Annotated in this window: 20 protein-coding genes and 1 tRNA gene; 10 read left to right on the forward strand and 11 right to left on the reverse strand. The window is 72.3% G+C overall.

What is annotated here, in order from left to right:
• The first annotated feature begins 101 nt into the window (after positions 1 to 101).
• Positions 102 to 350 (forward strand): hypothetical protein, encoded by a 249-nt coding sequence (locus L7N97_RS02810; RefSeq protein WP_237476856.1) that lies wholly within the window; start codon positions 102 to 104, stop codon positions 348 to 350.
• A 13-nt stretch (positions 351 to 363) separates the two neighbouring features.
• On the opposite strand, the gene L7N97_RS02815 is transcribed toward L7N97_RS02810, so the two are convergent.
• From L7N97_RS02815 to L7N97_RS02825, 3 genes are all read right to left on the reverse strand, one after another.
• Positions 364 to 966 (reverse strand): DUF1989 domain-containing protein, encoded by a 603-nt coding sequence (locus tag L7N97_RS02815; protein ID WP_237476857.1) that lies wholly within the window; start codon positions 964 to 966, stop codon positions 364 to 366.
• Positions 967 to 1059: 93 nt separating this feature from the next.
• Complete coding sequence (gntA, locus tag L7N97_RS02820; RefSeq protein ID WP_237476858.1) at positions 1060 to 1806, reverse strand: guanitoxin biosynthesis heme-dependent pre-guanitoxin N-hydroxylase GntA; 747 nt, start codon at positions 1804 to 1806, stop codon at positions 1060 to 1062.
• Between the two features lie 245 nt (positions 1807 to 2051).
• Positions 2052 to 2124 (reverse strand) — tRNA-Ile (locus tag L7N97_RS02825).
• Between the two features lie 267 nt (positions 2125 to 2391).
• Here L7N97_RS02825 and purE point away from each other — a divergent pair.
• The 6 genes from purE (at position 2392) to L7N97_RS02855 (ending at position 7503) form a co-directional block, all read left to right on the forward strand.
• Complete coding sequence (gene purE, locus L7N97_RS02830; RefSeq protein ID WP_237482015.1) at positions 2392 to 2865, forward strand: 5-(carboxyamino)imidazole ribonucleotide mutase; 474 nt, start codon at positions 2392 to 2394, stop codon at positions 2863 to 2865.
• Positions 2858 to 3958, forward strand: coding sequence for a 5-(carboxyamino)imidazole ribonucleotide synthase (locus L7N97_RS02835; protein ID WP_237476859.1), 1101 nt, complete (start codon positions 2858 to 2860; stop codon positions 3956 to 3958). Before purE ends, L7N97_RS02835 begins: the two co-directional genes overlap by 8 nt.
• Positions 3959 to 4175: 217 nt before the next feature.
• A complete protein-coding gene (locus L7N97_RS02840) occupies positions 4176 to 4325 on the forward strand; it encodes an aa3-type cytochrome c oxidase subunit IV (protein ID WP_237476860.1) in 150 nt (49 codons plus the stop codon).
• Between the two features lie 88 nt (positions 4326 to 4413).
• Positions 4414 to 5565, forward strand: a complete 1152-nt coding sequence (locus L7N97_RS02845; protein ID WP_237476861.1) for a Re/Si-specific NAD(P)(+) transhydrogenase subunit alpha — start codon at positions 4414 to 4416, stop codon at positions 5563 to 5565.
• Between the two features lie 85 nt (positions 5566 to 5650).
• Complete coding sequence (locus tag L7N97_RS02850; RefSeq protein WP_237476862.1) at positions 5651 to 6100, forward strand: proton-translocating transhydrogenase family protein; 450 nt, start codon at positions 5651 to 5653, stop codon at positions 6098 to 6100.
• Positions 6101 to 6105: 5 nt separating this feature from the next.
• Complete coding sequence (locus L7N97_RS02855; protein WP_237482016.1) at positions 6106 to 7503, forward strand: NAD(P)(+) transhydrogenase (Re/Si-specific) subunit beta; 1398 nt, start codon at positions 6106 to 6108, stop codon at positions 7501 to 7503.
• A 114-nt stretch (positions 7504 to 7617) separates the two neighbouring features.
• Here L7N97_RS02855 and L7N97_RS02860 read toward each other — a convergent pair whose 3' ends face one another.
• The 6 genes from L7N97_RS02860 to L7N97_RS02885 all read right to left on the reverse strand — a co-directional run bounded on the left by L7N97_RS02860 (position 7618) and on the right by L7N97_RS02885 (position 15506).
• Positions 7618 to 8346: a Stf0 family sulfotransferase gene (locus L7N97_RS02860; protein WP_237476863.1), complete on the reverse strand. Its 729-nt coding sequence runs from the start codon at positions 8344 to 8346 to the stop codon at positions 7618 to 7620.
• A complete protein-coding gene (locus tag L7N97_RS02865; RefSeq protein WP_237476864.1) occupies positions 8343 to 11255 on the reverse strand; it encodes a response regulator in 2913 nt (970 codons plus the stop codon). Before L7N97_RS02865 ends, L7N97_RS02860 begins: the two co-directional genes overlap by 4 nt.
• Positions 11256 to 11442: 187 nt before the next feature.
• On the reverse strand, positions 11443 to 12690 hold the full coding sequence (locus tag L7N97_RS02870; RefSeq protein ID WP_237476865.1) for an efflux RND transporter periplasmic adaptor subunit: 1248 nt from the start codon (positions 12688 to 12690) through the stop codon (positions 11443 to 11445).
• Between the two features lie 61 nt (positions 12691 to 12751).
• On the reverse strand, positions 12752 to 12970 hold the full coding sequence (locus tag L7N97_RS02875; protein ID WP_237476866.1) for a DUF1656 domain-containing protein: 219 nt from the start codon (positions 12968 to 12970) through the stop codon (positions 12752 to 12754).
• A 5-nt stretch (positions 12971 to 12975) separates the two neighbouring features.
• The gene (locus tag L7N97_RS02880; RefSeq protein ID WP_237476867.1) at positions 12976 to 15012 is read right to left on the reverse strand and encodes an FUSC family protein; all 2037 of its coding nucleotides are present in this window, start codon (positions 15010 to 15012) and stop codon (positions 12976 to 12978) included.
• A 122-nt stretch (positions 15013 to 15134) separates the two neighbouring features.
• The gene (locus tag L7N97_RS02885; protein ID WP_237476868.1) at positions 15135 to 15506 is read right to left on the reverse strand and encodes a hypothetical protein; all 372 of its coding nucleotides are present in this window, start codon (positions 15504 to 15506) and stop codon (positions 15135 to 15137) included.
• A 447-nt stretch (positions 15507 to 15953) separates the two neighbouring features.
• Between L7N97_RS02885 and L7N97_RS02890 the strand changes: the two genes are divergently transcribed.
• The gene (locus L7N97_RS02890; protein WP_237476869.1) at positions 15954 to 16481 is read left to right on the forward strand and encodes a hypothetical protein; all 528 of its coding nucleotides are present in this window, start codon (positions 15954 to 15956) and stop codon (positions 16479 to 16481) included.
• A 40-nt stretch (positions 16482 to 16521) separates the two neighbouring features.
• Here the strand turns inward: L7N97_RS02890 and L7N97_RS02895 are convergent, their stop codons facing one another.
• Together L7N97_RS02895 and L7N97_RS02900 are read right to left on the reverse strand one after the other, a co-directional pair.
• Entirely contained in the window at positions 16522 to 16761 is a 240-nt protein-coding gene (locus L7N97_RS02895) for a hypothetical protein (protein WP_237476870.1), read from the reverse strand.
• A gap of 173 nt (positions 16762 to 16934) precedes the next feature.
• A complete protein-coding gene (locus tag L7N97_RS02900; protein WP_237476871.1) occupies positions 16935 to 17351 on the reverse strand; it encodes a secondary thiamine-phosphate synthase enzyme YjbQ in 417 nt (138 codons plus the stop codon).
• A gap of 276 nt (positions 17352 to 17627) precedes the next feature.
• Here L7N97_RS02900 and L7N97_RS02905 point away from each other — a divergent pair, with 276 nt between their 5' ends.
• Both L7N97_RS02905 and xylB read left to right on the forward strand, forming a co-directional pair.
• Complete coding sequence (locus tag L7N97_RS02905; protein ID WP_237476872.1) at positions 17628 to 18149, forward strand: hypothetical protein; 522 nt, start codon at positions 17628 to 17630, stop codon at positions 18147 to 18149.
• Between the two features lie 73 nt (positions 18150 to 18222).
• On the forward strand, positions 18223 to 19683 hold the full coding sequence (gene xylB / locus L7N97_RS02910) for a xylulokinase (RefSeq protein WP_237476873.1): 1461 nt from the start codon (positions 18223 to 18225) through the stop codon (positions 19681 to 19683).
• Positions 19684 to 19755: the final 72 nt, after the last annotated feature.

The raw sequence follows: 19755 nt of genomic DNA on the forward strand, positions 1-19755 counted from the left end.
TCACGTTCCCGCGACGGCGCGGACTCGCAAGAGTCCGTTGAAACTTCGAATCGAGACTTCACGGATCACGGAAGAGGCCCGGGCCACACGCGAGGTCGACCATGCTGTTTCGCCGCTCCGCATCGCTCGTGGAAGCCATCCATCTCGACGGGACCGAAGCCGCGACCCGGGCCGCGGCGGCGCTGCCGCGGGCCGCGGCCCGCGCGCGGGCCGAAACCCTGGAGGTGTCGACCGCCTACGGCCGCCGCGTCGCCCGCCGCGGCGACTGGATCACCCGCGACGTCGCCACGCAGTCGATCCGCCTCTACGGCGACGAGCGCTTCCAGGCGACGCACGAGGCCGTCGCCTAGGCGGGGACGCCGCTCAGTCGATGCGGTAGTGGATGGGCTTGAAGCTGCCGTTGTTGGACTGCGGCGCCGAGCAGGCGGTCAGGCCGATGATGAGGTCGGCCTCGGCCACGAAGGTGATGTGGTCGCCGGCCCGGCTCAGCGGGGGCTCGACGCGCAGCTCGCCCGTCGCCGCGTCGATCGGCACGTTCATGAAGCAGTTGAAGGCCACCGGGATGCGGTCGGGCGCGATCCCGTAGGGGGCCAGCGCGGCCGCGAGGTTGCCGAAGCAGCCGCGGTGCGGATCGGCGTCGCCGTAGATGATGCGGAACGTGTCGGCCGAGCAGGGCGTGAGCAGGAAGTCGTGGCGCCCGACCGTGTCCTCGACGATGCGCAGCATGACGTTGGAGCGGTTGGAATAGAGCGGATCACCCGTCGTCAGGTAGACGCGGCTGGCGTAGTCGAGCGTGCGCCCGGAGGAGATCACCTCGTCCGTGTCGCGGCGGTCGTAGGCCACGAGGTCGGCCACCTGCTCGCCGCGCGGATCGATCACGGTCAGGCGCTGGCCCTTGTCGAGCGTGAAGGCGACCCCGGACCGGGGCTGGATCTCCAGCGGCTCGGCGTGTTCGGCGACTGACATGCTTGGTGTTCCTTCGAGGGCGTCGGCCGGGACGGGCCGGAGCCGGGCGGCTCCCGCGGCATCGGTCCGGCCCGCGGGTGGCGCGGCTTGGCTCTACGGGCCGACCTGCAGCTCGTCCAGCGAGAGCGGGGGGTTTGTGGGCCAAGCCGCCTCGGGGCCGACCTCGATCCGGGGCCGCAGTGGGCAGCGCCATTCCGCGTCGACGCTGCGCCCGCTGTACTGGCGCGCTTCGGAGATCTCGCCGTGGCGGGCCAGCATCGGGTTGAGGCTTCCGGCGAGGTCCTCGTCGCGCCGCATGATGCTGTCGCGCAGCTTCTCGTAACGGCCCTCGGCCCGCAGCCGCTCGAACTGGACGTGGAGGTTGAAGACCAGCACCGGGGACGAGAAGCGGCGGGCCGGCCGGCTCGCGCGCGGATGGAGCCCGACGATGAAGAAGGCCTCGCCGCCGAAGCTCAGCGAGAAATGCGAGTTGTCGGGGTCGGACGCGACGCGCGCGTCGTAGTCCTCGCCGTGCCAGGCATCCTTGTCGGACAGGCTCTGCGCCCTGGCCCACAGGCTGCGCTCGAACTCCTCCTCGGTGAGGTCGCCCGGCCCCTCGAACACCACCGCGAAGCTCTGGAACAGGTCCGGCTGGCGACGGTACGAGGCGATGAAGTTTAGGAGTTCGGGATAGATCCGCAGGTCGTCCCATGCCGAGGTGATGTCGCGGGCGACGATGACGTGCATGCGCCCCCTCGACAGCGCCGACTTGGCCCCGACGCAGGGAAAGGGCGGGTTCCTGATGAAGGCGCGCAGAGCCTCCGCCCGCGGATGGCCGCAGGGTTCGGCATCGGTCTGCATGTCTCGACTGCTCTCAAACTGCACAGGATGCTCACGACTGCCACCGGGGCCTGTTCAACAGGCGCCCTCTTGTGTGGTTCCGTGGTGCGACATGAAGCGGCTCGCGCTCCACAGCTTCCGCCGGGGCAGTCCGTGACGGCCGGACAAGCCCGGTCCCGCCAACCGAAAGCCTCGCAGCCTGGGAGGGGGCGGCGGCGTTGCGGGGGCCGGGAATGCGTCGAGGGCTGACGCGCGGCGGGAGCCGGTGGGCCGTGCAGGACTCGAACCTGCAACCAGACCGTTATGAGCGGCCGGCTCTAACCATTGAGCTAACGGCCCGAGCCCCGCGGCCGGGCGCTCGGGCGCGGCGGGTTCGGTCGGCGCAGGCTACAGCGGAATCCCGCGCCGATGCAACGCCCGTCTCGGGGCGTCTTGGCGGTTGACAGCGGCCCGCGCCCCCTTCCGCGCGCGGCGCGATTTGCCTAGATTGCCGGGCTTCGGAGCCCTGGCATCCCGGCACGCGGCCGGGCGCGGGCGGGTGCGAGGGAACCGGTGCAGACTCAGACAGCCCGATCCGGCGTGGATGGCGCGCCCGTGGCCATCATCATGGGCAGCCAGTCCGATTGGGCCACGATGCGGCACGCCGCCGACACGCTCGACAGCCTCGGCGTGCCCTACGCCGCGCGCATCGTGTCGGCCCACCGCACGCCGGACCGGCTGGTGGCCTTTGCCCAGGGCGCCAAGGCGGCCGGGCATCGCGTGGTCATCGCCGGCGCCGGCGGGGCCGCGCACCTGCCCGGCATGACGGCGAGCATGACGCCCCTTCCCGTGTTCGGCGTGCCGGTCGAGACACACGCGCTCGGCGGCCGGGACAGCCTCTACTCCATCGTCCAGATGCCGGCCGGCGTGCCGGTCGGCACGCTAGCGATCGGCCGCGCCGGCGCCATCAACGCCGCGCTGCTCGCCGCCGCCGTGCTGGCCCTGTCGGACCCGGCCCTCGCCGACCGGCTCGACGCCCACCGGGCGCGCCAGACCGCGGGCGTGGCGGACGTCCCGCGCGACGAGGCGACGGGTGGCTGAGCCCGCCGTCTCCCCCGGCGACACGCTGGGCATCCTCGGCGGCGGCCAGCTCGGCCGCATGATCGCCATGGCGGCGGCCGGCCTCGGCCTGAAGAGCCACGTCTACTGCCCCGACGCCGACAGCCCCGCCTTCGCGGTCGCCGACGCCCACACGGTGGCGGACTACCGCGACGAGGCGGCGCTGGCGCGCTTCGCCAAATCGGTCGCCGTCGTGACCTACGAATTCGAGAACGTGCCGGCCGAGACCGCCGCCGTGCTGTCGCGCCACGCCCCCGTGCGGCCGAACGGCGACGCGCTGAAGACCTCGCAGGACCGGCTGGTCGAGAAGCAGTTCATCCGCTCGCTGGGGCTGGAGACGGCGCCCTTCGTGGCCGTGGACGACCCCGGCGCGCTGGCCCGCGCCGTGGCGCAGCTCGGCCGCCCGTCGATCCTGAAGACGCGGCGCTTCGGCTACGACGGCAAGGGCCAGGCCATGGTGCGCGAGGGCTCGGACCTCGCGGTGGTGTTCCGCTCGCTCGGGCAGAAATCGATCCTCGAAGGCGTCGTGCCCTTCGTGCGCGAGGTGTCCATGATCGTCGCCCGCGGGGTCGACGGGGGCTTCCGCGCCTACGAGCTCAACGAGAACAACCATTCGGCCGGCATCCTCGCCACCACGACCCTGCCGGCCCGCGTGGCGCCCGACACCGAGCGGCTCGCCGCCGAGATGGCGCGGCGCATCGCCGACGCGCTCGACTACGTGGGCGTGCTGACGGTGGAGATGTTCGTGGTGCCCGGCGCGAACGGCGGGCCGGAGCGGCTCGTCGTCAACGAGATCGCCCCGCGCGTCCACAATTCCGGCCACTGGACGCTCGGCGGGGCCGCGACGTCGCAGTTCGAGCAGCACGTGCGCGCGGTCTGCGGCTGGCCGCTCGGCTCGACGCAGCGCTTCGGCGCGATCCAGATGCGCAACCTGATCGGCGACGACGTCAACGCCTGGCGCGCGATCCTGGCCGAGCCGGGCGCGAGCCTGCACCTCTACGGCAAGGCGCAGCCCCGCCCGGGGCGCAAGATGGGTCACGTGACGCGCGTGACGCCGGAGCCGCGCCGCGGCTGACCCCTGGCCGGGCGAGATGCGCAGGCCTGCCATGCGGGTGTAACCGCGCGTTCAACGGCCCGTCTGCTTTCGAAAGCCGCAGGACGCCCGCGAAAGCAGCGACTTGCGGCGGTTGTGTCGTTTGCGGGCCTGCCGGCTTTGGGCTAAGTCTCGACACAATGATGCGTCCCGCGCGGCACCCGCGGCGGGACGGCCGAGCACGGGAGGCTGGAGCGGCATGGCGATCCACGACGACGTTCCGATGAACCCGGAATACATGGACTACGCCGAGCACGAGCGGACCTACAGCGGCTTCATCAACGTGACGAAGTGGGGCGTGGTGGCCGTCGCGGCGCTGCTGATCTTCCTGGCGCTCTTCGTGATGTGACGCCCCGCCCGGCTCCGGTCCGGGCTCGACCAGACCACACGAGCGGCCCGACCGCGGCCGACACCACATCCAGGGTGAGGAAACAACGATGCGCATCGCCGTGCCTGCCGAGACCATGGGAGAGCCGAGGGTCGCCGCGACGCCGGAAACGGTGAAGAAGCTGATCGGGCTCGGCGGCTCGGTCGCGGTGCAGAGCGGCGCCGGCCGGTCCTCCGGCCTGACCGACGACAGCTTCCGCGCCGCCGGCGCGACGGTGGAGTCCGACGCGGCCGCGACGCTGAAGGACGCCGACGTGGTGCTCAAGGTGCGCCGCCCCGAAGCGGCCGACCTCGCCCACTACAAGCGCGGCGCCGCCGTGCTGGCCATCATGGACCCCTACGGGCAGGACGAGGCGCTGCGCGCCATGGCGGAGGCCGGCATCAGCGCCTTCTCGATGGAGCTGATGCCCCGCATCACCCGCGCCCAGGTGATGGACGTGCTGTCGTCGCAGGCCAACCTCGCCGGCTACCGCGCCGTGATCGACGCCGCCGAGCAGTACGGCCGCGCCTTCCCGATGATGATGACGGCCGCCGGCACCGTGCCGGCCGCCAAGGTCTTCATCATGGGCGTCGGCGTGGCGGGCCTCCAGGCCATCGCCACCGCGCGCCGCCTCGGCGCCGTAGTGACCGCCACCGACGTGCGCCCCGCCACCAAGGAGCAGGTGGAGTCGCTCGGCGCCAAGTTCATCGCGGTCGAGAACGAGGAGTTCCGCAACGCCGAGACGGCCGGCGGCTACGCCAAGGCGATGTCGGACGACTACCAGCGCCAGCAGAACGAGCTGGTGGCGAGCCACATCGCCAAGCAGGACGTCGTCATCACCACGGCGCTGATCCCCGGCCGCCCCGCGCCGAAGCTCGTCACCGCCGCCATGGTGCGCTCCATGCGCCCCGGTTCGGTGGTGTTCGACATGGCGGTCGAGCGCGGCGGGAACTGCGAGCTGTCGAAGCTCGGCGAGGTCGTGGACGAGAACGGCGTCAAGGTCGTGGGCTACCACAACGTGCCGGGCCGCCTCGCCGCCACCGCGTCGAGCCTCTACGCCCGCAACCTCGTGGCCTTCCTGGAGACGCTGGTGTCCAAGGACACCAAGTCGCTCGCCATCAACTGGGACGACGAGTTGGTGAAGGCCACGGCGCTGACCCGCGACGGCGCGGTCGCCCACCCGAACTTCGCCCCCAAGCCCGCCGAGCCGGCCATCGTGTGATCCCGTCCGGCGCCCCGCGCCGGTCGCCGGCGCTCCGCGCCGAGCCCCCTGCCCTCCCTGACCCTTCACCGACGAGGACGCGCCGATGGCGGCCGACAGCCAACAGGTACTCTACGAGAAGGCGCAAGCCGCCGCCGACATCGCCCAGCAGGCTGCCGTCTCGGCCCGCGCCTACGCCGACCAGATCGGCCACGGCGCCGCCGGCGCGGTCCACGCCGCCACGGGCGGCGCCGTCGACCCCTTCGTGTTCCAGCTCGCCATCTTCGCCATGGCGTGCTTCGTCGGCTACTACGTCGTGTGGGCGGTGACGCCGGCGCTGCACACGCCGCTGATGAGCGTCACCAACGCCATCTCGTCCGTGATCGTGGTCGGCGCGCTGCTGTCGATCGGCGTCGGCGTGACGCCCGACAACTGGGGCGGGGCGGTCGCGGCGCGCATCTTCGGCTTCATCGCCCTCGTCCTCGCCTCGGTGAACATCTTCGGCGGCTTCCTGGTCACCGAGCGCATGCTCGCCATGTACAAGAAGAAGGGTTGAGCGCCATGGGAGCCAACCTCGCCAGCCTGCTCTACCTCGTCTCGGGCATCCTCTTCATCCTGGCCCTGCGCGGCCTGTCGTCCCCCGCCACCTCGCGGCAGGGCAACCGCTTCGGCATCGCCGGCATGACGATCGCGGTGGTCACCACGCTGTGGTACCGGCCGCCGGCCGACGCCTTCGCGTGGCTGATGGTGATCGTCGGGCTCGCCGCGGGCGCCGGCATCGGCGCCTGGAAGGCGCGCTCGGTCAAGATGACCGACATGCCCCAGCTCGTCGCGCTGTTCCACGCGCTGGTGGGCCTCGCGGCCGTCACCACGGCGGCGGGCGCCCTCTACGCCCCGCAGGCCTTCGGCATCGGCGTGCCCGGCGCCATCGAGGGCCACAGCCTGATCGAGATGTCGATCGGCGCCGCCATCGGCGCGCTCACCTTCACGGGCTCCGTGATCGCCTTCGCCAAGCTCGACGGCCGCATGTCGGGCAAGCCGATCATGCTGCCCAACCGCCACGCCATCAACATCGGCCTCGGCGTGCTGGTGCTCGCGCTGATCATCTACTTCGTGACGTCCAGCTCGGCGCTCGCCTTCTGGATCATCGTGCTCATCGCGCTGGCGCTGGGCGTGCTGCTGATCGTGCCGATCGGCGGCGCCGACATGCCGGTCGTCGTGTCGATGCTGAACAGCTACTCGGGCTGGGCCGCGGCCGGCATCGGCTTCACGCTGGGCAACCTCGCCCTCATCATCACCGGCGCCCTCGTGGGCTCGTCGGGCGCGATCCTGTCCTACATCATGTGCAAGGGCATGAACCGCTCCTTCGTGAGCGTGATCCTGGGCGGGTTCGGCGGCGAGACGGCGGTGGCGGGCGGCGCGGTCGAGACGCGCCCCGTCAAGCAGGGCTCGGCCGAGGACGCGGCCTACATCATGAAGAACGCGTCCAAGGTCATCATCGTGCCGGGCTACGGCATGGCGGTGGCCCAGGCCCAGCACGCCCTGCGCGAGATGGCCGACATGCTCAAGAAGGAGGGCGTCGAGGTCAAATACGCCATCCACCCGGTCGCGGGCCGCATGCCGGGCCACATGAACGTGCTGCTGGCGGAAGCCTCGGTGCCCTACGACGAGGTGTTCGAGCTCGAAGACATCAACTCGGAATTCGCGCAGGCCGACGTGGCCTTCGTGATCGGCGCCAACGACGTCACCAACCCGTCGGCCAAGACCGACAAGGCCTCGCCGATCTACGGCATGCCGGTGCTGGACGTGGAGAAGGCCAAGACGGTGCTGTTCATCAAGCGCGGCATGGGCTCGGGCTACGCGGGCGTCGAGAACGAGCTGTTCTTCCGCGACAACACGATGATGCTGTTCGCCGACGCCAAGAAGATGGTCGACACGATCATCAAGAACATGGACTGACGACGCCCGGCTCCGCGGGCGAGGCCAGGCCGCCGACGGGCTCCGTCGGCGGCCTTCTTCGTGCGCCGCCCCCCTTCACCCCTCGCGGGAGAATGAGGCGGCTCGGAGGGTGCATCAACCGCCCAGCGGCGCATCCATCGCGTCGCGGTCGCCGTAGTCCGCGACGAACCGCTCCCGCCATGCGGCGTTCACGCCGTCGCGCTGCACCGCGACCCCGATGCGCTCGGGCGCGGCCTCCGCGCCGCCCTCCAGCCCGACGAGCCGCGCCACGGCCGCCACCGCCGCGTCGGGCGCCGCGAGCGCGTCCTCGTAGACGAGGCGGAGCGGCGCGAGGCCGTTGCGGGCGAAGAACAGCTGCCAGCGCGCGTCCTGGGCGACGACCTCCCGCATCGCGGCCAGGATCGCGGCTCCGTCGTAGCGCGGCTCGGCCGAGGCTTCGAGGGTAGAGCGCCACTGGAGGGTCTGGTTGACGCGGACGCGCGAGATCGCCTGCCCCAGGATGTCCCGCCGCGCGAGATGCACGAAACGGAGGTCCGGGAAGCACGCGGTCCAGCTCAGCCGCTCGGACAGCGCTTCGAGCTGGAGCGGGTAGATCTTGAGGGCGTAGACGCCGTTGGGCGTCGTGCCGTGCTCCAGCGCGTAGGCGACCTGGTCGCGGAAGGCTGCGGGGTAGTCGGGCGAGACGACCCGCCGCTGGAAGCGGGTCGAGAAATATTCGGCCGGCCGGCCGAGCCGCCCCGTGCTCGCCAGCAGCTCGGCCAGCCAGGTGCTGCCCGAGCGGATCGTGGTGCAGATCGCGTAGCCGCGCCGCGGCGCGGCCTCGCTCGCGCCGGCCCCGGTCACTGCGAGGCGGCCTCGTGCTCGGGCGGCGCCAGGGCGAGCAGCTCGCCCGTCAGCTCGCGCAGGCTCGCGGTCTTGGACATGATGCGGTCGGCGTCGCGGAGCTGCTCGCGGTCGGCGGCGGAGATGTCGCGCGCGCTGAACACGATGACGGGGATGTCGGCGCAGCCCGGCCGCTCGCGCAGGGCGTGGAGGAAGGCGAAGCCGTCCATCACCGGCATGGTGAGGTCGAGCAGGATGGCGCGGGGCGGCCCGTGGGCGACGCGGCCCAGGGCCTCGGCGCCGTCCCCGGCCTCGCCCACCGAATAGCCCGCCCGCTCCAGCACGGTCCGCAGCCGCTCGCGCACGCCGGGGTCGTCGTCCACCACCAGCACCTCGCCCTCGGCCTCGCGCAGCCGGTCGAGCACCGCCTTCAGCCTGTCCCAGTCGACCGGCTTGTTGACGAGGTCGACGGCGCCGAGCGTCGCGCTGAGCGTGCGCTCGTCGACGAAGGTCACCATCACGACCGGGATGGCCGCCAGCTTGGCGTCGGCCTTGAGGGCGGTCAGCACCGACCATCCGTCCATCTTCGGCATCATCACGTCGAGCAGGATGGCGCGGGGGAGGTGCGTGCGCGCCATCTCGAGACCCGAGGCGCCGTCCGCGGCCGCGATGGCGGTGAAGCCCTGGCGCTCCAGGAAGCGCAGCATCAGGTCGCGCTGTGCCGCGTCGTCGTCGATCACCAGCACGCCGGCGTGGTCGAGCGGCAGCGGCCCGAGCGGCGCGGGCACGGCCGCTTCCTCGCGCGCGGTTTCCGGCATGGTGGCGGGCAGCGTGACGGTGAACACGGTCCCCTCGCCGGGCGCGCTTTCCACCGCGATGTCGCCGCCGAGCAGGCGCGCGAAGGCGCGGGTGATGGCGAGGCCGAGCCCCGTGCCGCCGAACTTGCGCGTGGTGGTCTCGTCCGCCTGGGTGAAGCGCTGGAACAGGCGGCCGAGCTGCTCCGCCGACATGCCGATGCCGGTGTCGCGCACCGCGAAGGCGAGCGAGCCGTCCGGCCCGGCGCCGGTCCGCGTCGCCGTGAGCGTGATGCGGCCGTTCTCCGTGAACTTGGCGGCGTTGCCGAGGAGGTTGAACAGGCACTGGCGCAGCTTCACGGCGTCGGTCCGCATGCTGCCGAGCCCCTCGGCGAGGTCGAGCGACAGGCTGTTGTTCTTGTTCTTCGCCAGACCCTCGACGGTCGACGCCACCTCGTGCATCAGCGCCGCGACGTCGACCGTCTCGGCGTAGGTGTCCATGCGGTTCGCCTCGATCTTGGACAGGTCGAGCACGTCGTTGATCAGGCTGAGCAGGTGGCGGGCGTTGGATTCGATCTTGCGCAGGTCGCCCAAGAGCGCGTCCTGCCCGGCGTCCTCCAACTCCTCCTCCATCATCTCCGAGTAGCCGATCACGGCCGAGAGCGGCGTGCGCAGCTCGTGGCTCATGTTGGCCAGGAAGGCGCTCTTGGCGCGGTTGGCGCTCTCGGCCGCCTCCTTGGCGGCGGACAGCTCCAGCTCGGCCAGCTTGCGCTCGGTGATGTCGGTGTGCTGGCCGACCCATTCCTTGACCTCGCCCTCCTCGTCGAGGATCGGCACGGCGGACACGTCCATGTGGCGCCACAGCCCGTCGGCGCGCCGGACGCGGTGTTCCACCACGTAGCGCGAGCGGACCGCCACCGCGGCCTTCCAGTTGTCCAGGGTCAGCCGGCGATCGTCGGGGTGGATCGCCCCGAGCCAGCCGCCGGCGCCGTAATCCTCCGGGCCCTGCCCGGTGAACTCGGACCATTCGGCCTGCGGCGGCTCGAAGGAGCCGTCGGGGCCGGCCGTCCACACGATCGCGACCGAGGCCTCGGTGAGGGTGCGGAAGCGCTCCTCGCTGTCGCGCAGCCGCGCTTCCGTGCGCTTGCGCACCGTGATGTCGGACACCACCATGCCGGCGCCCTCCACGCGCTCGGCCCGGCCGGTCGCCCGGATGGGGTAGAAGGTCACCTGATAGTCGCGGACCTTGCCGTCGCCGGCCCTCACCTCGATGTTGGGGATGGGGCGGCCGCCCTCCACGACCTGCCGCAGGCGCGCTTCCAGCGGCTCGCGCAGCTGGGGCAGCACGTCCCAGATGGAGGCGCCGACCACCGCGCCCCCGGAGGCGCTCAGCGCCCTGTCGCTCATGGTCGAGAGCGCGCGGTTCATGTGGCGGACGTCGAGCTTGGCGTCGAGGAAGCCGAGGCCCACGGGCGCGTGTTCGAGCACGCCCTCCAGCAGGGCGTCGGCGGCGCGCTGCTCCTGCCGGCGCTTGGCGGCGAGCCAGCCCATGAGCGCGAAGGCGGCGACGGTGCCGACCACGGCCAGGGCCGCGAAAGGCCACAGGGCCGCGCGGTCCCGCGCGCGCCGGGCGGTGATCGTGTCGGTCGCGCGGAGCTCGGTCTCGGACACGAAGGCCCGCAGCCGGTCCATCGCGGCCTTGCCGGCGCCGGTGCGGAGGTTCGCGATCGCGGGCCCGACGCCGGACGCGCGGAACTGCGCCACGGTGGCGGCGGCCGTGGCGCGGCGGTCGTCGACGAGCCGGGTCAGCTGCGGCAGGTCGACGTCGAGCCCGTCCAGGGCCTGCAGCTCCGGCCCGATGTCGCGCAGGGCGTCGTTGTAGGGGCCGAGGTAGGACTCGTCGGCGGTGAGCAGGAAGCCGCGCTGGCTCGTTTCGAGGTCCTTCACGGACGACAGCAGCCGCTGGAGCCGGATCACGGTCTCCTTGGCGCGGTCCGCCACGGCGGCCGAGCGCGTGGCTTCCACGGTCGACCAGACCCCGCAGGCCAGCGCGACGATCAGGAGCGCGCCGGCGACGACCGCCGACCGGCTGAGCCGCCCGTGGTGCGCCGTGCCCGTCTGGGTTTCGTCGGTCAATGCGCCCTCGTGAGCTCGAGCCGCGCCCGGCGGGGAGACAGCCCCCGCCCGGCGCCATCCGCCGCAGGCATTCTAGGGCGTACCGCCGGCCGCTCCAAACCGAAGCCGGCCCGGTCGAAGCCGGCCGGCCGGACCGGTCCGGCTGCTACCCGTCGCTGCACCGGCGCGGCGCCCCGCGCGGAGCCGGTCAGGGCTTCGACGCCTTGTTGGCCGTGGGCGGGTTCGGCCCGCCGAGCGGGCCACCGGCCTTGGCGATCGGCGCCGTGAAGGTGATGGGGTCCTGCATCTTCACCGGCGCCGGCGCGGCCTCGACCAGGGGGCCGGACTGGCCGCCGTCGGGGCCGCCCTGCCCCGGCGCGGAGCCGGTGTCGGCGACCGGGGTGCCCCGCGCGCCCGGCGGCACGTCGATCTCGACCGTCGCGGTCATGCCCTGGACGAGCCGCACGTCGGGCGGCACGCTGTCGATGTGGACGCGCACGGGGACGCGCTGGGCGAGCCGCACCCAGGTGAAGATGGGGTTGACCGTGGCGAGGCCGCTGCCGCCCGGCGTGGCGTTGGACACCACGATGCCGCGCGCCAGCGAGTCGACGTGGCCGAGAACCACCTGCTTGTAGCCGAGCAGGTAGATCTTGGCGGGGTCGCCCTCGCGGATCGGCGCGATCGTGGTCTCCTCGAAATAGCCGTCGACCCAGAACGAGTCGGCGTCGACCACCGACAGGGCCGTGGTGCCCGTGTTGGCGTAGTTGCCCTGCTGGCTCAGGAGGTTGGTCACCCAGCCGTTGACCGGCGAGCGGATCTCCGTGCGGGCGAGGTTGATCTTGGCCTTGTCGAGGTTGGCTTTCTGCTGCTCGACGCTGGCCTGGGCCATCTTGGCCGCCGAGACGTACTGCTCCTTCTGTTCCGGCGTGGTGGCTAGGTCCGTGAGCTGCAGCCGCCGCGCCGCCTGGGACTGCTTGTTGACGTAGTCGGCCTGGGCCTGGTCGAGCGCCGCCTGGGACAGCTCGACCGCCACGCGGTAGTCGCGCGGGTCGATCTTCATCAGGAGGTCGCCCTTGTGGACATATTGGTTGTCGCGGACCGGCAGGTCGACGATCTGCCCCGCCACCTCGGGCGCGACCGTGATGACGTAGACCCGCACCGTGCCGTCGCGCGTCCAGGGCGACGCCATGTAGGTGAGCCACAGGAGCCAGCACGCGTAGGCGGCCACGACGGCGACGCACAGCGTCACCAGCACCGGCAGGATGCGCAGCCTGCGGCGCGGCGGCCCGCCGCCCTTGGCGGCGTCGTCCCGCCCGGAGCCGTCGGCCTTCGCGTCGCCGTCGCCGTCGCGGCGCGGCGCCGAGCGGTCGGGCGCCGGCCCGCGCGCCTGGGGAGCGTCGTGCTCATCGCCGCGCCCCTCGTCGCGCGAGGGGGAGCGCGCTGTGATCTCGGACATGGGTTTCCCGCCTCATACCGGCCGACGAGGGCGCCGGCGGTCGATCGCCCGGCCGCCGGCCTCAGATGTGCAACTTCAGCGCCCCCGCGGCCAGCACCAGCGCGGTGAGGACGATGAGGTAGACCGAGAACTCGAACAAGGCCGGATGCCAGATCCAGCGGAACAGGCCGACCGCCACCGCGGCCCACCGCAGGGCCAGGGTGGCGACGAGCGCCAGCAGCATCAAGGGCACGATCGGCGCCACGTAGACGCCGAAGATGTCGATCTCGACGAAGCTCACGCGCCTCACCCTTCCCCGAACTCGTGCCGATGCTGGCGCACGACGTCGCGCACCACCTGGATGGCCGTGGGCACGCGCAGGTCCGGGCCGCCGACGAGGTCGGCGTCCACGGCGTCGAGCCCGGCCAGCATGCCGTCGACGTCCTGATGCGCCAGGCGCTCCAGCGCGCCGCGCAGGCGGTTCCCGGCGGCGTCGCGGCCGGCGAGGCCGCGCAGGCGGAGCACCTGCAGCCCCGTCGACAGGATGGCCACGAGCTGCGAGCCGTAGACCGGGTCGACGCCCTCCGGCACCGCGATCAGCCGCGCGTGGAGGCGGTTCTGCCACGCCTCGGGCCTCGGGCACCAGCGGCCCGAGGCGAGGCGGCGGAGGTCGCGCAGCGACAGCGCGACGAGCCGGTCGGCCCGCATCCCCCTCGGCACGGGCGGAATCAGCACGAGCGCCAGCGCCCCGGCGAGGCACCCGCCCACGATGCCGAGCGCCGAATTGTAGAAGCTCAGCGTGTTGAAGGTGATCTGGTTAGTGGGCCCGACCAGCGGCACGAAGTTCATCGTGGCGGCGACGAAATAGGGCGCGAAGGCCGGCACGGTGGACAGCGCCGCCATGGGCACGAGGAAGCAGGACAGGATGCCGGCGAGGGCGAAGAAGCTCTCGTGGTTCGGCAGCAGGGCGAAGTTCACGATCGCGGCCAGCACGGCGGTCAGCACCGTGCCGATGCCGAAGCCCAGCGCCGCCTTGCCGGACTTCTCCTGCTGCGGCGCCATCAGCAGCACCGTGACGGACAGAAAGGTCACGGCGCCGAGGCCGCTCGGCCATTCGGTGAGGATCCAGAACAGGAGGCCGGCCAGAACGGACACGAAGGTCCGCATGGCGTTGACCACCGCGGGCAGGTAATCGGCCACGACGAAGCCGGGACCCCGCCCCGGATCGCGGGCGCGGGCGGGATCGCGCAGGAGCGCCAAGCCGTTGGCCGCCGCGGCGAGGCCCAGCGCCAGCCTGGCCGCGGCGTCGGCCAGCAGGCGCTGCGACACGCCGCCCCCCGGCTTGAGCCCGGCGAGGGCGCGCGCCGCCGCGAGGTCGCGCCGCCGGTCGCCTGCGGCGGCGTCCACGGACCGGAGCGCCGGCTCGGCGGCGTCGAAGGCCGCGGAGCCACTGGGGGCCGGGCCGAAGGCGCGCCACGCCTCGGGCAGGCGTTCGGCGACCGGGCGCGCGCGGCGGCGCGCCTCGTCGCCCGGCAGGTGGACGAGGTGGCTCTCGGCGATGCGCCAGCCCGTCAGCGCCGCGAACAGGCCCGCCGTGGCGTCGCGCAGGATGGCGACGCGCTGGCGCAGTTCCGGCTCCTCGCCGATGGCCTGGTCGATGACGGGGTCGAGCGCGGCCACGCGGGCGATGAGGGCGCGGCGGACGTCCGGCCCCGCCTCGACGCGGGAGGCCGGGTCGCGCAGCAGGTCGCGGAAGTGGCCGAGGATCTCGCGGCCGATCGCCTCGACGGCGCCGGCGAGCTTGTCGCGCGACGTGCCGATCTCGGACAGGCCCGTCACCGCCATGGCGCAGGAGATGCCGATGATGATCTCGGTCGCGCGCGTGATGGCGAGGTGGAAGGCCTGGCCCGGCTCCGAGATGGAATCGCCCGCGATGATCGCCAGCGTGTAGCCCGACAGCGCGAAGGCGTAGGCGGAGAAGTTCCGCGTCAGCGTGTTGCCGAAGGAGCAGACCGCGGTCCAAAGCGCCATGCCGACCAGGAAGCCGACGCGGCTCTGCGGGAAGATGCCGGTCAGGATCACCGCCATCGTGGCACCCACCACGGTGCCGACCATGCGGAAGAAGCCCTTGCGCAGCGACGCGCCGAGCACGGGCTGGCAGACGATGGCGGCGGAGGTGCCGGCCCAGGACGGGTTGTCGAGCTCGAGCGCGAAGGCGATGAACAGGGCCAGCGCCACGGCGAAGGCCAGCTTCGCCCCGTAGAGGAGCTTCGGCGCCGCGGCTTCCAACCAGGCCGGCCAGGCGACGATGCGATCATCCGCCGGGGCGGCGGGGCTGGACATGGGCTCGACGTCACCTCGCGATCAGGGTTGAGAACGGCCCCGCCGCGATATTGTTGCGGCCGGACCCGCCGACCGATCCGGAGGGAGCGGCGGCCCGCGGGCCGCCGCTCCCCGTACCCGCCTTACGCGGCCTGGCCGTAGCCGTAGTTGTAGCCCGAGTAGCCGTAGCTCGAATAACCGGTGTAGCCCGCGTATCCGGCGTAACCGTAGCCCGCATAGCCGTAGCCCGTGTAGCCGTAGCCGGCCGAGGCGTCGTAGCCGTACCCGTAGCCGGTGTAGCCATATCCGGTGTAGCCGTAGCCCGTGTACCCGTAGTCGGCATAGCCGTAACCGGTGTAGCCGTAGCCGGCCGAGGCGTCGTAGCCGTACCCGTAGCCGGCGTAGCCATATCCGGTGTAGCCGTAGCCCGTATACCCGTAATCGGCATACCCATACCCGGTGTAACCATAGCCCGTGTAGCCGTAGCCAGCACCGTAGGAGTAGTAAGCAGCCATGTCTGTCTCCATTTACGCTCTGCGGCCGGAAGACAACCGGCGCGCATTCGGTGCTCTCACCCTTGACGGCAGGGCCTTTAACGAACCCTGATCAGGTTCAGGTTCCGCTAAGACAGCCTTAATGGGCTGTTGAAACTCTCTATCGGTCTCGTTCCGCTACGTCCACCGGTGAAATCCGCGGGCGACGTTGGTAGCAGATCGCGGACGCGGCGATCGTGCGGTCGACGACGCCCCTTCTCTCGGATGCTTCCCGCCCGCCCGCCGATGCTTGGCCTCGCCCGCGGCAGCCAAGATGAATGGCGGATGAACGGGCGTCTCTGCTTCGCGTTGCTCCGATTCGCGACGGAACCATGACCGTTTATCGCGGTTTCCTCGGCGAGGGCGACATCACGCGACGTCGAGGAAAGCGGTTCGATGTTTGAAAATTTCCGGTCTTACGGTGGCACGTTGAAGAAGGTCGCCGTCGCGGGTGTCGCGGCGGCGTCGCTCGGCGCCGTGCTGGTGGCGACCGCCGAACCCGCGCAGGCGCGCGGCTTCGGCGGCGGGTTCGGCGGCGGCGGCGTGTTCCGCCACGGCGGTTTCGGCGGCGGGTTCGGGCGCGGCGGCTTCGGCGGCTTTCGGGGTGGCTACGGCGGGTTCCGGGGCGGCTTCCGCGGCGGCTATGGCGGCATCGGCTTCGGCCGGGGCTTCGGCTACGGCCGCGGGTTCGGCTATGGTCGGGGGTTCGGCTATGGCCGGCGCTTCGGCTACGGTTTCGGCTTCCCGGCCTTCGGCATCGGCTACGGCCTGGGTTACGGCTACGGATACCCGTACGGCTACGGGTATCGCCGCTTCGGCTACGGCTTCCGCCCCTTCTATCGCCGGGCCTTCTTCCGCCCCTACTACGGCTACGGCTTCCGCCGCGTCGGCTTCGGCTACGGCTACCGCCGGTTCGGTTACGGCGGCTTCGGCTACGGCCGGCGCTTCGGCTATTGAAGCCTGCGGGGCCGGCCCGCGGCCGGCTCCGCCTTCGAGCTCATCGCTCGAAGAAGAAGAACTCGGGATGGCTTCGGCGCCATTCGTCGTGGCGATCCCGGTTCTGCTGCAGCAGCATGCCGAACTTGACGCAGGCGCCGCGGTCGCCGTGGTCGCAGAGCTGGTGGAAGCCGATGAGCTGCGCCTCGCGCGCGTCGTCGGCCCGGGCCGCACCGCCGCCGACGATCCCGGCCACCGCGACGGCGCACAGCGCCGCGATCCTCGCCCCGTTCCTCGTCATCGCCCGTCTCCCTCGATCGGGGCCGCCCGTCGCGGCCACGGATCGCAGACTGGGCTTTCGCCGCTGGACGGGGGCTGAATGCGGCGTTTCGCGGCCGTTCATGCCGCCTCCAACCCGTCGTCCTGCACGGCCGAGTCGGGCTCCTCATGGGGGACCGCGCCGGCCGATCCGCGTCACTCGCCGACGAGGTGGAGAACGATCTCGCGGCGGTGGGGACGGATCCGGTGCTCGAACAGGTAGATCGCCTGCCACGTCCCCAGCAGCGGGCGTCCCCCGCCCACCGGCACGGCGAGGCTCGTCTGCGTCAGGGCCGTGCGCAGGTGCGCCGGCATGTCGTCGGGCCCCTCGTCGTGGTGCGCGTAACCCGCCCCCTCGGGGGCGATGCGCTCGAAGTAGCGCGCCATGTCGGCCCGCACCGTCGGGTCGGCGTTCTCCTGGATCAGCAGCGACGCCGAGGTGTGGCGGCAGAAGACCGTGAGGAGCCCGGTGCCGATGTCCTGCGCGGCGACCCAGCGCCCGACCTCGGGCGTGACGTCGTAGAGGTTCTTGCCGCGGGTCGCCTGGGTGAAGCGGTGGAGGGCCTGTCGCATCGTCGTCGTCTCGCGCTCGCCTGGAACCGTGCCGGGCCAAGCCGCGGCGGCGGGTCGCGGTTCCGGGCCGGCGCCGCCGGGGCGTGATCCCGCCGCCACAGGGCCGAGGCGGTTTCGCTGCACCACACGATTGTGGCGGCCTACCCCCTTGCGCCTCGGGCGGGCCGCTGCGACAGGATTTCATCAACTTTCGACGAGCATCGGATGACGCGAGGCGGGCACCCAGACGGGGCGTCGTCGCGCCGGGATCGTCGACTCGAGTCAGGGCGGCACAGCATGCGGGGCCTCGTTGGGCGGGCTTTGAAGGGACGGGCGGCGGCGGGCCGGAACGCGGCCCTCGCGTTGTTGGCGGCCCTGGCGTTCGGCGTCGCGCTGGGACCGGCGCCGGCGCGCGCCGAGGACGGGGGCCTGTTCGGCTTCCTGCGGTCCGCGCTCGGCGGGGGCGACCCCGCGCCGGCCCCGGCCGGCAAGCCCCCCATGGCCAGCGAGGGGGAGCAGGTGCGCCCGCTCACCGTCCGGCGCGCCCCGAAGAAGGCGGCCCACGCCCCCGGCACCGGCCGCGCGCACCTCGCCCGCCTGCCGGTCAGGACCGGCCCCGTGTCGATCTACGAGGACCCGACGCTGCGCTCCGGCGACGCCGTGATGACCAAGGACGGCATGAAGGTCTTCGCCGGCGGCCGCTTCTCGCCCGACCACCCCTACGCGGACGGCGACTTCATCGCGGTCTCGGCCGCCAAGACCGTGGCGCCGGAGATGAAGAAGACCGTGATCGAGCTGAACAAGCTCCCCCACGGCTGAGCCTCCGCCCGGCCTTCCGCGCGGCCTGCCTTTCGGGCAGATTGCCGCCGGACAGGCGGGAGCGGGGAAGATCATGTTCGTCGGCATCGACATCGGAACGACCTCGGTCAAGTCCGTCCTGATGGGCGAGGACGGCGCGCTGCACGCCTCCGCGGCCTTTCCAGTCCCGGTGTCCCGCCCCCGCGCCGGCTGGTCCGAGCAGGACCCGGAGCATTGGTGGTCGGCGGTCTGCGACACGCTCGACGCCCTCGCGGCCGCCGAGCCGAAGCTCATGGCCGCCGTGTCCGGCATCGGCCTGTCGGGCCACATGCACGGCGCCACCGTGCTGGGCGAGGGCGACGCCGTGCTGCGCCCCGCCATCCTGTGGAACGACGGCCGCGCCGCGGCCGAATGCGCCGCGCTCGAAGCAGCCTGCCCCGACGCCCGCGCGATCACGGGCAACATCGCCATGCCGGGCTTCACGGCGCCGAAGCTGCTGTGGATGCGCCGGCACGAGCCCGCGCTCTTCGCCCGCATCCGCAAGGTGCTGCTGCCCAAGGACTACGTGCGCCTGCGGCTGACGGGCGGCTACGCCTCCGACATGTCTGATTCCGCCGGCACCCACTGGCTCGACGTCGGCGCCCGCCGCTGGTCGGACGCGCTGCTCGGCGCTACGGGGCTCGACCGATCGCAGATGCCGGAGCTGTTCGAGGGCACCGAGGCGACGGGGCGGCTGCGCGAGCCGCTGCGCGCCCGCTTCGGCATGGACCGCGCCCCCGTGGTGGCGGGCGGCGCCGGCGACAACGCCGCCTCGGCCTGCGGCATCGGCGCCGTGACGCCGGGCGCGGCCTTCCTGTCGCTCGGCACCTCGGGCGTGCTCTTCGTGTCCAACGCCCGCTTCTCGCCCAACACGGACGGGGCGGTGCACGCCTTCTGCCACGCGCTGCCGGACACGTGGCACCAGATGGGCGTGATCCTGTCCGCGACCGACAGCCTCAACTGGTTCGCGCGGCTCGTCGGCGCCCCCGCGCCGGAGCTGACGTCGGCGCTGGGCCCGAGCGTCGCGCGGCCGTCGCCGGCCTTCTTCATGCCCTACCTGTCGGGCGAGCGGACGCCGCACAACGACGTCGGCGCCCGCGGCGGCTTCCTCGGCCTCGACGGCACGACCTCGCGGGCCGACCTCACCCAGGCGGTGCTGGAAGGCGTCGCCTTCGCGTTCCGCGACTGCCTGCGCGTGCTCGGCGACGCCGGCACCGAGGTGGCCCGCGCCTTCGCGGTGGGCGGCGGCGCCAACTCGCCCGTGTGGCTGTCCATCATGGCCAGCGTGCTCGACCGGCCGCTCGACGTCTCCGCCGCGGCCGACGTCGGCGCGGCCTACGGCGCGGCCCGCCTCGGCCAGGCGGCGGCGACCGGCGCCCGCGACCCCGCGGCCCTGATGCCGCCCCCGCCGGTCCAGCGCACGGTGGAGCCCGACCCCGCGCTGGCCCGCGCCTATGCGGAGCGCTACGGGCGCTACCGCGCGCTCTACGCGTCGTCGGCGCACGCGGCAGGGTGACGGGGCCGCGCGTGGCCCAGAGCACATAAAGGCATCCTTATATCTTTATTGCCTTATCGCGGCGGCCCTGCT

Origin of the sequence: Lichenibacterium dinghuense (assembly GCF_021730615.1) — a bacterium.
In the GTDB taxonomy this organism is placed as follows: Bacteria; Pseudomonadota; Alphaproteobacteria; order Rhizobiales; family Beijerinckiaceae; genus Lichenihabitans; species Lichenihabitans dinghuensis.

What these genes read in the sequence shown, in the direction of transcription:
- L7N97_RS02855 (WP_237482016.1), top strand. Translation starts at nt 6,106, where the DNA reads ATGGGAGCCAACCTCGCCAGCCTGCTCTACCTCGTCTCGGGCATCCTC.
- L7N97_RS02840 (WP_237476860.1), top strand. Translation starts at nt 4,176, where the DNA reads ATGGCGATCCACGACGACGTTCCGATGAACCCGGAATACATGGACTAC.
- xylB (WP_237476873.1), top strand. Translation starts at nt 18,223, where the DNA reads ATGTTCGTCGGCATCGACATCGGAACGACCTCGGTCAAGTCCGTCCTG.
- L7N97_RS02880 (WP_237476867.1), bottom strand. Translation starts at nt 15,012, where the DNA reads ATGTCCAGCCCCGCCGCCCCGGCGGATGATCGCATCGTCGCCTGGCCG.
- purE (WP_237482015.1), top strand. Translation starts at nt 2,392, where the DNA reads ATGGGCAGCCAGTCCGATTGGGCCACGATGCGGCACGCCGCCGACACG.
- L7N97_RS02885 (WP_237476868.1), bottom strand. Translation starts at nt 15,506, where the DNA reads ATGGCTGCTTACTACTCCTACGGTGCTGGCTACGGCTACACGGGCTAT.
- gntA (WP_237476858.1), bottom strand. Translation starts at nt 1,806, where the DNA reads ATGCAGACCGATGCCGAACCCTGCGGCCATCCGCGGGCGGAGGCTCTG.
- L7N97_RS02850 (WP_237476862.1), top strand. Translation starts at nt 5,651, where the DNA reads ATGGCGGCCGACAGCCAACAGGTACTCTACGAGAAGGCGCAAGCCGCC.
- L7N97_RS02900 (WP_237476871.1), bottom strand. Translation starts at nt 17,351, where the DNA reads ATGCGACAGGCCCTCCACCGCTTCACCCAGGCGACCCGCGGCAAGAAC.
- L7N97_RS02895 (WP_237476870.1), bottom strand. Translation starts at nt 16,761, where the DNA reads ATGACGAGGAACGGGGCGAGGATCGCGGCGCTGTGCGCCGTCGCGGTG.
- L7N97_RS02870 (WP_237476865.1), bottom strand. Translation starts at nt 12,690, where the DNA reads ATGTCCGAGATCACAGCGCGCTCCCCCTCGCGCGACGAGGGGCGCGGC.
- L7N97_RS02810 (WP_237476856.1), top strand. Translation starts at nt 102, where the DNA reads ATGCTGTTTCGCCGCTCCGCATCGCTCGTGGAAGCCATCCATCTCGAC.
- L7N97_RS02815 (WP_237476857.1), bottom strand. Translation starts at nt 966, where the DNA reads ATGTCAGTCGCCGAACACGCCGAGCCGCTGGAGATCCAGCCCCGGTCC.
- L7N97_RS02845 (WP_237476861.1), top strand. Translation starts at nt 4,414, where the DNA reads ATGCGCATCGCCGTGCCTGCCGAGACCATGGGAGAGCCGAGGGTCGCC.
- L7N97_RS02905 (WP_237476872.1), top strand. Translation starts at nt 17,628, where the DNA reads ATGCGGGGCCTCGTTGGGCGGGCTTTGAAGGGACGGGCGGCGGCGGGC.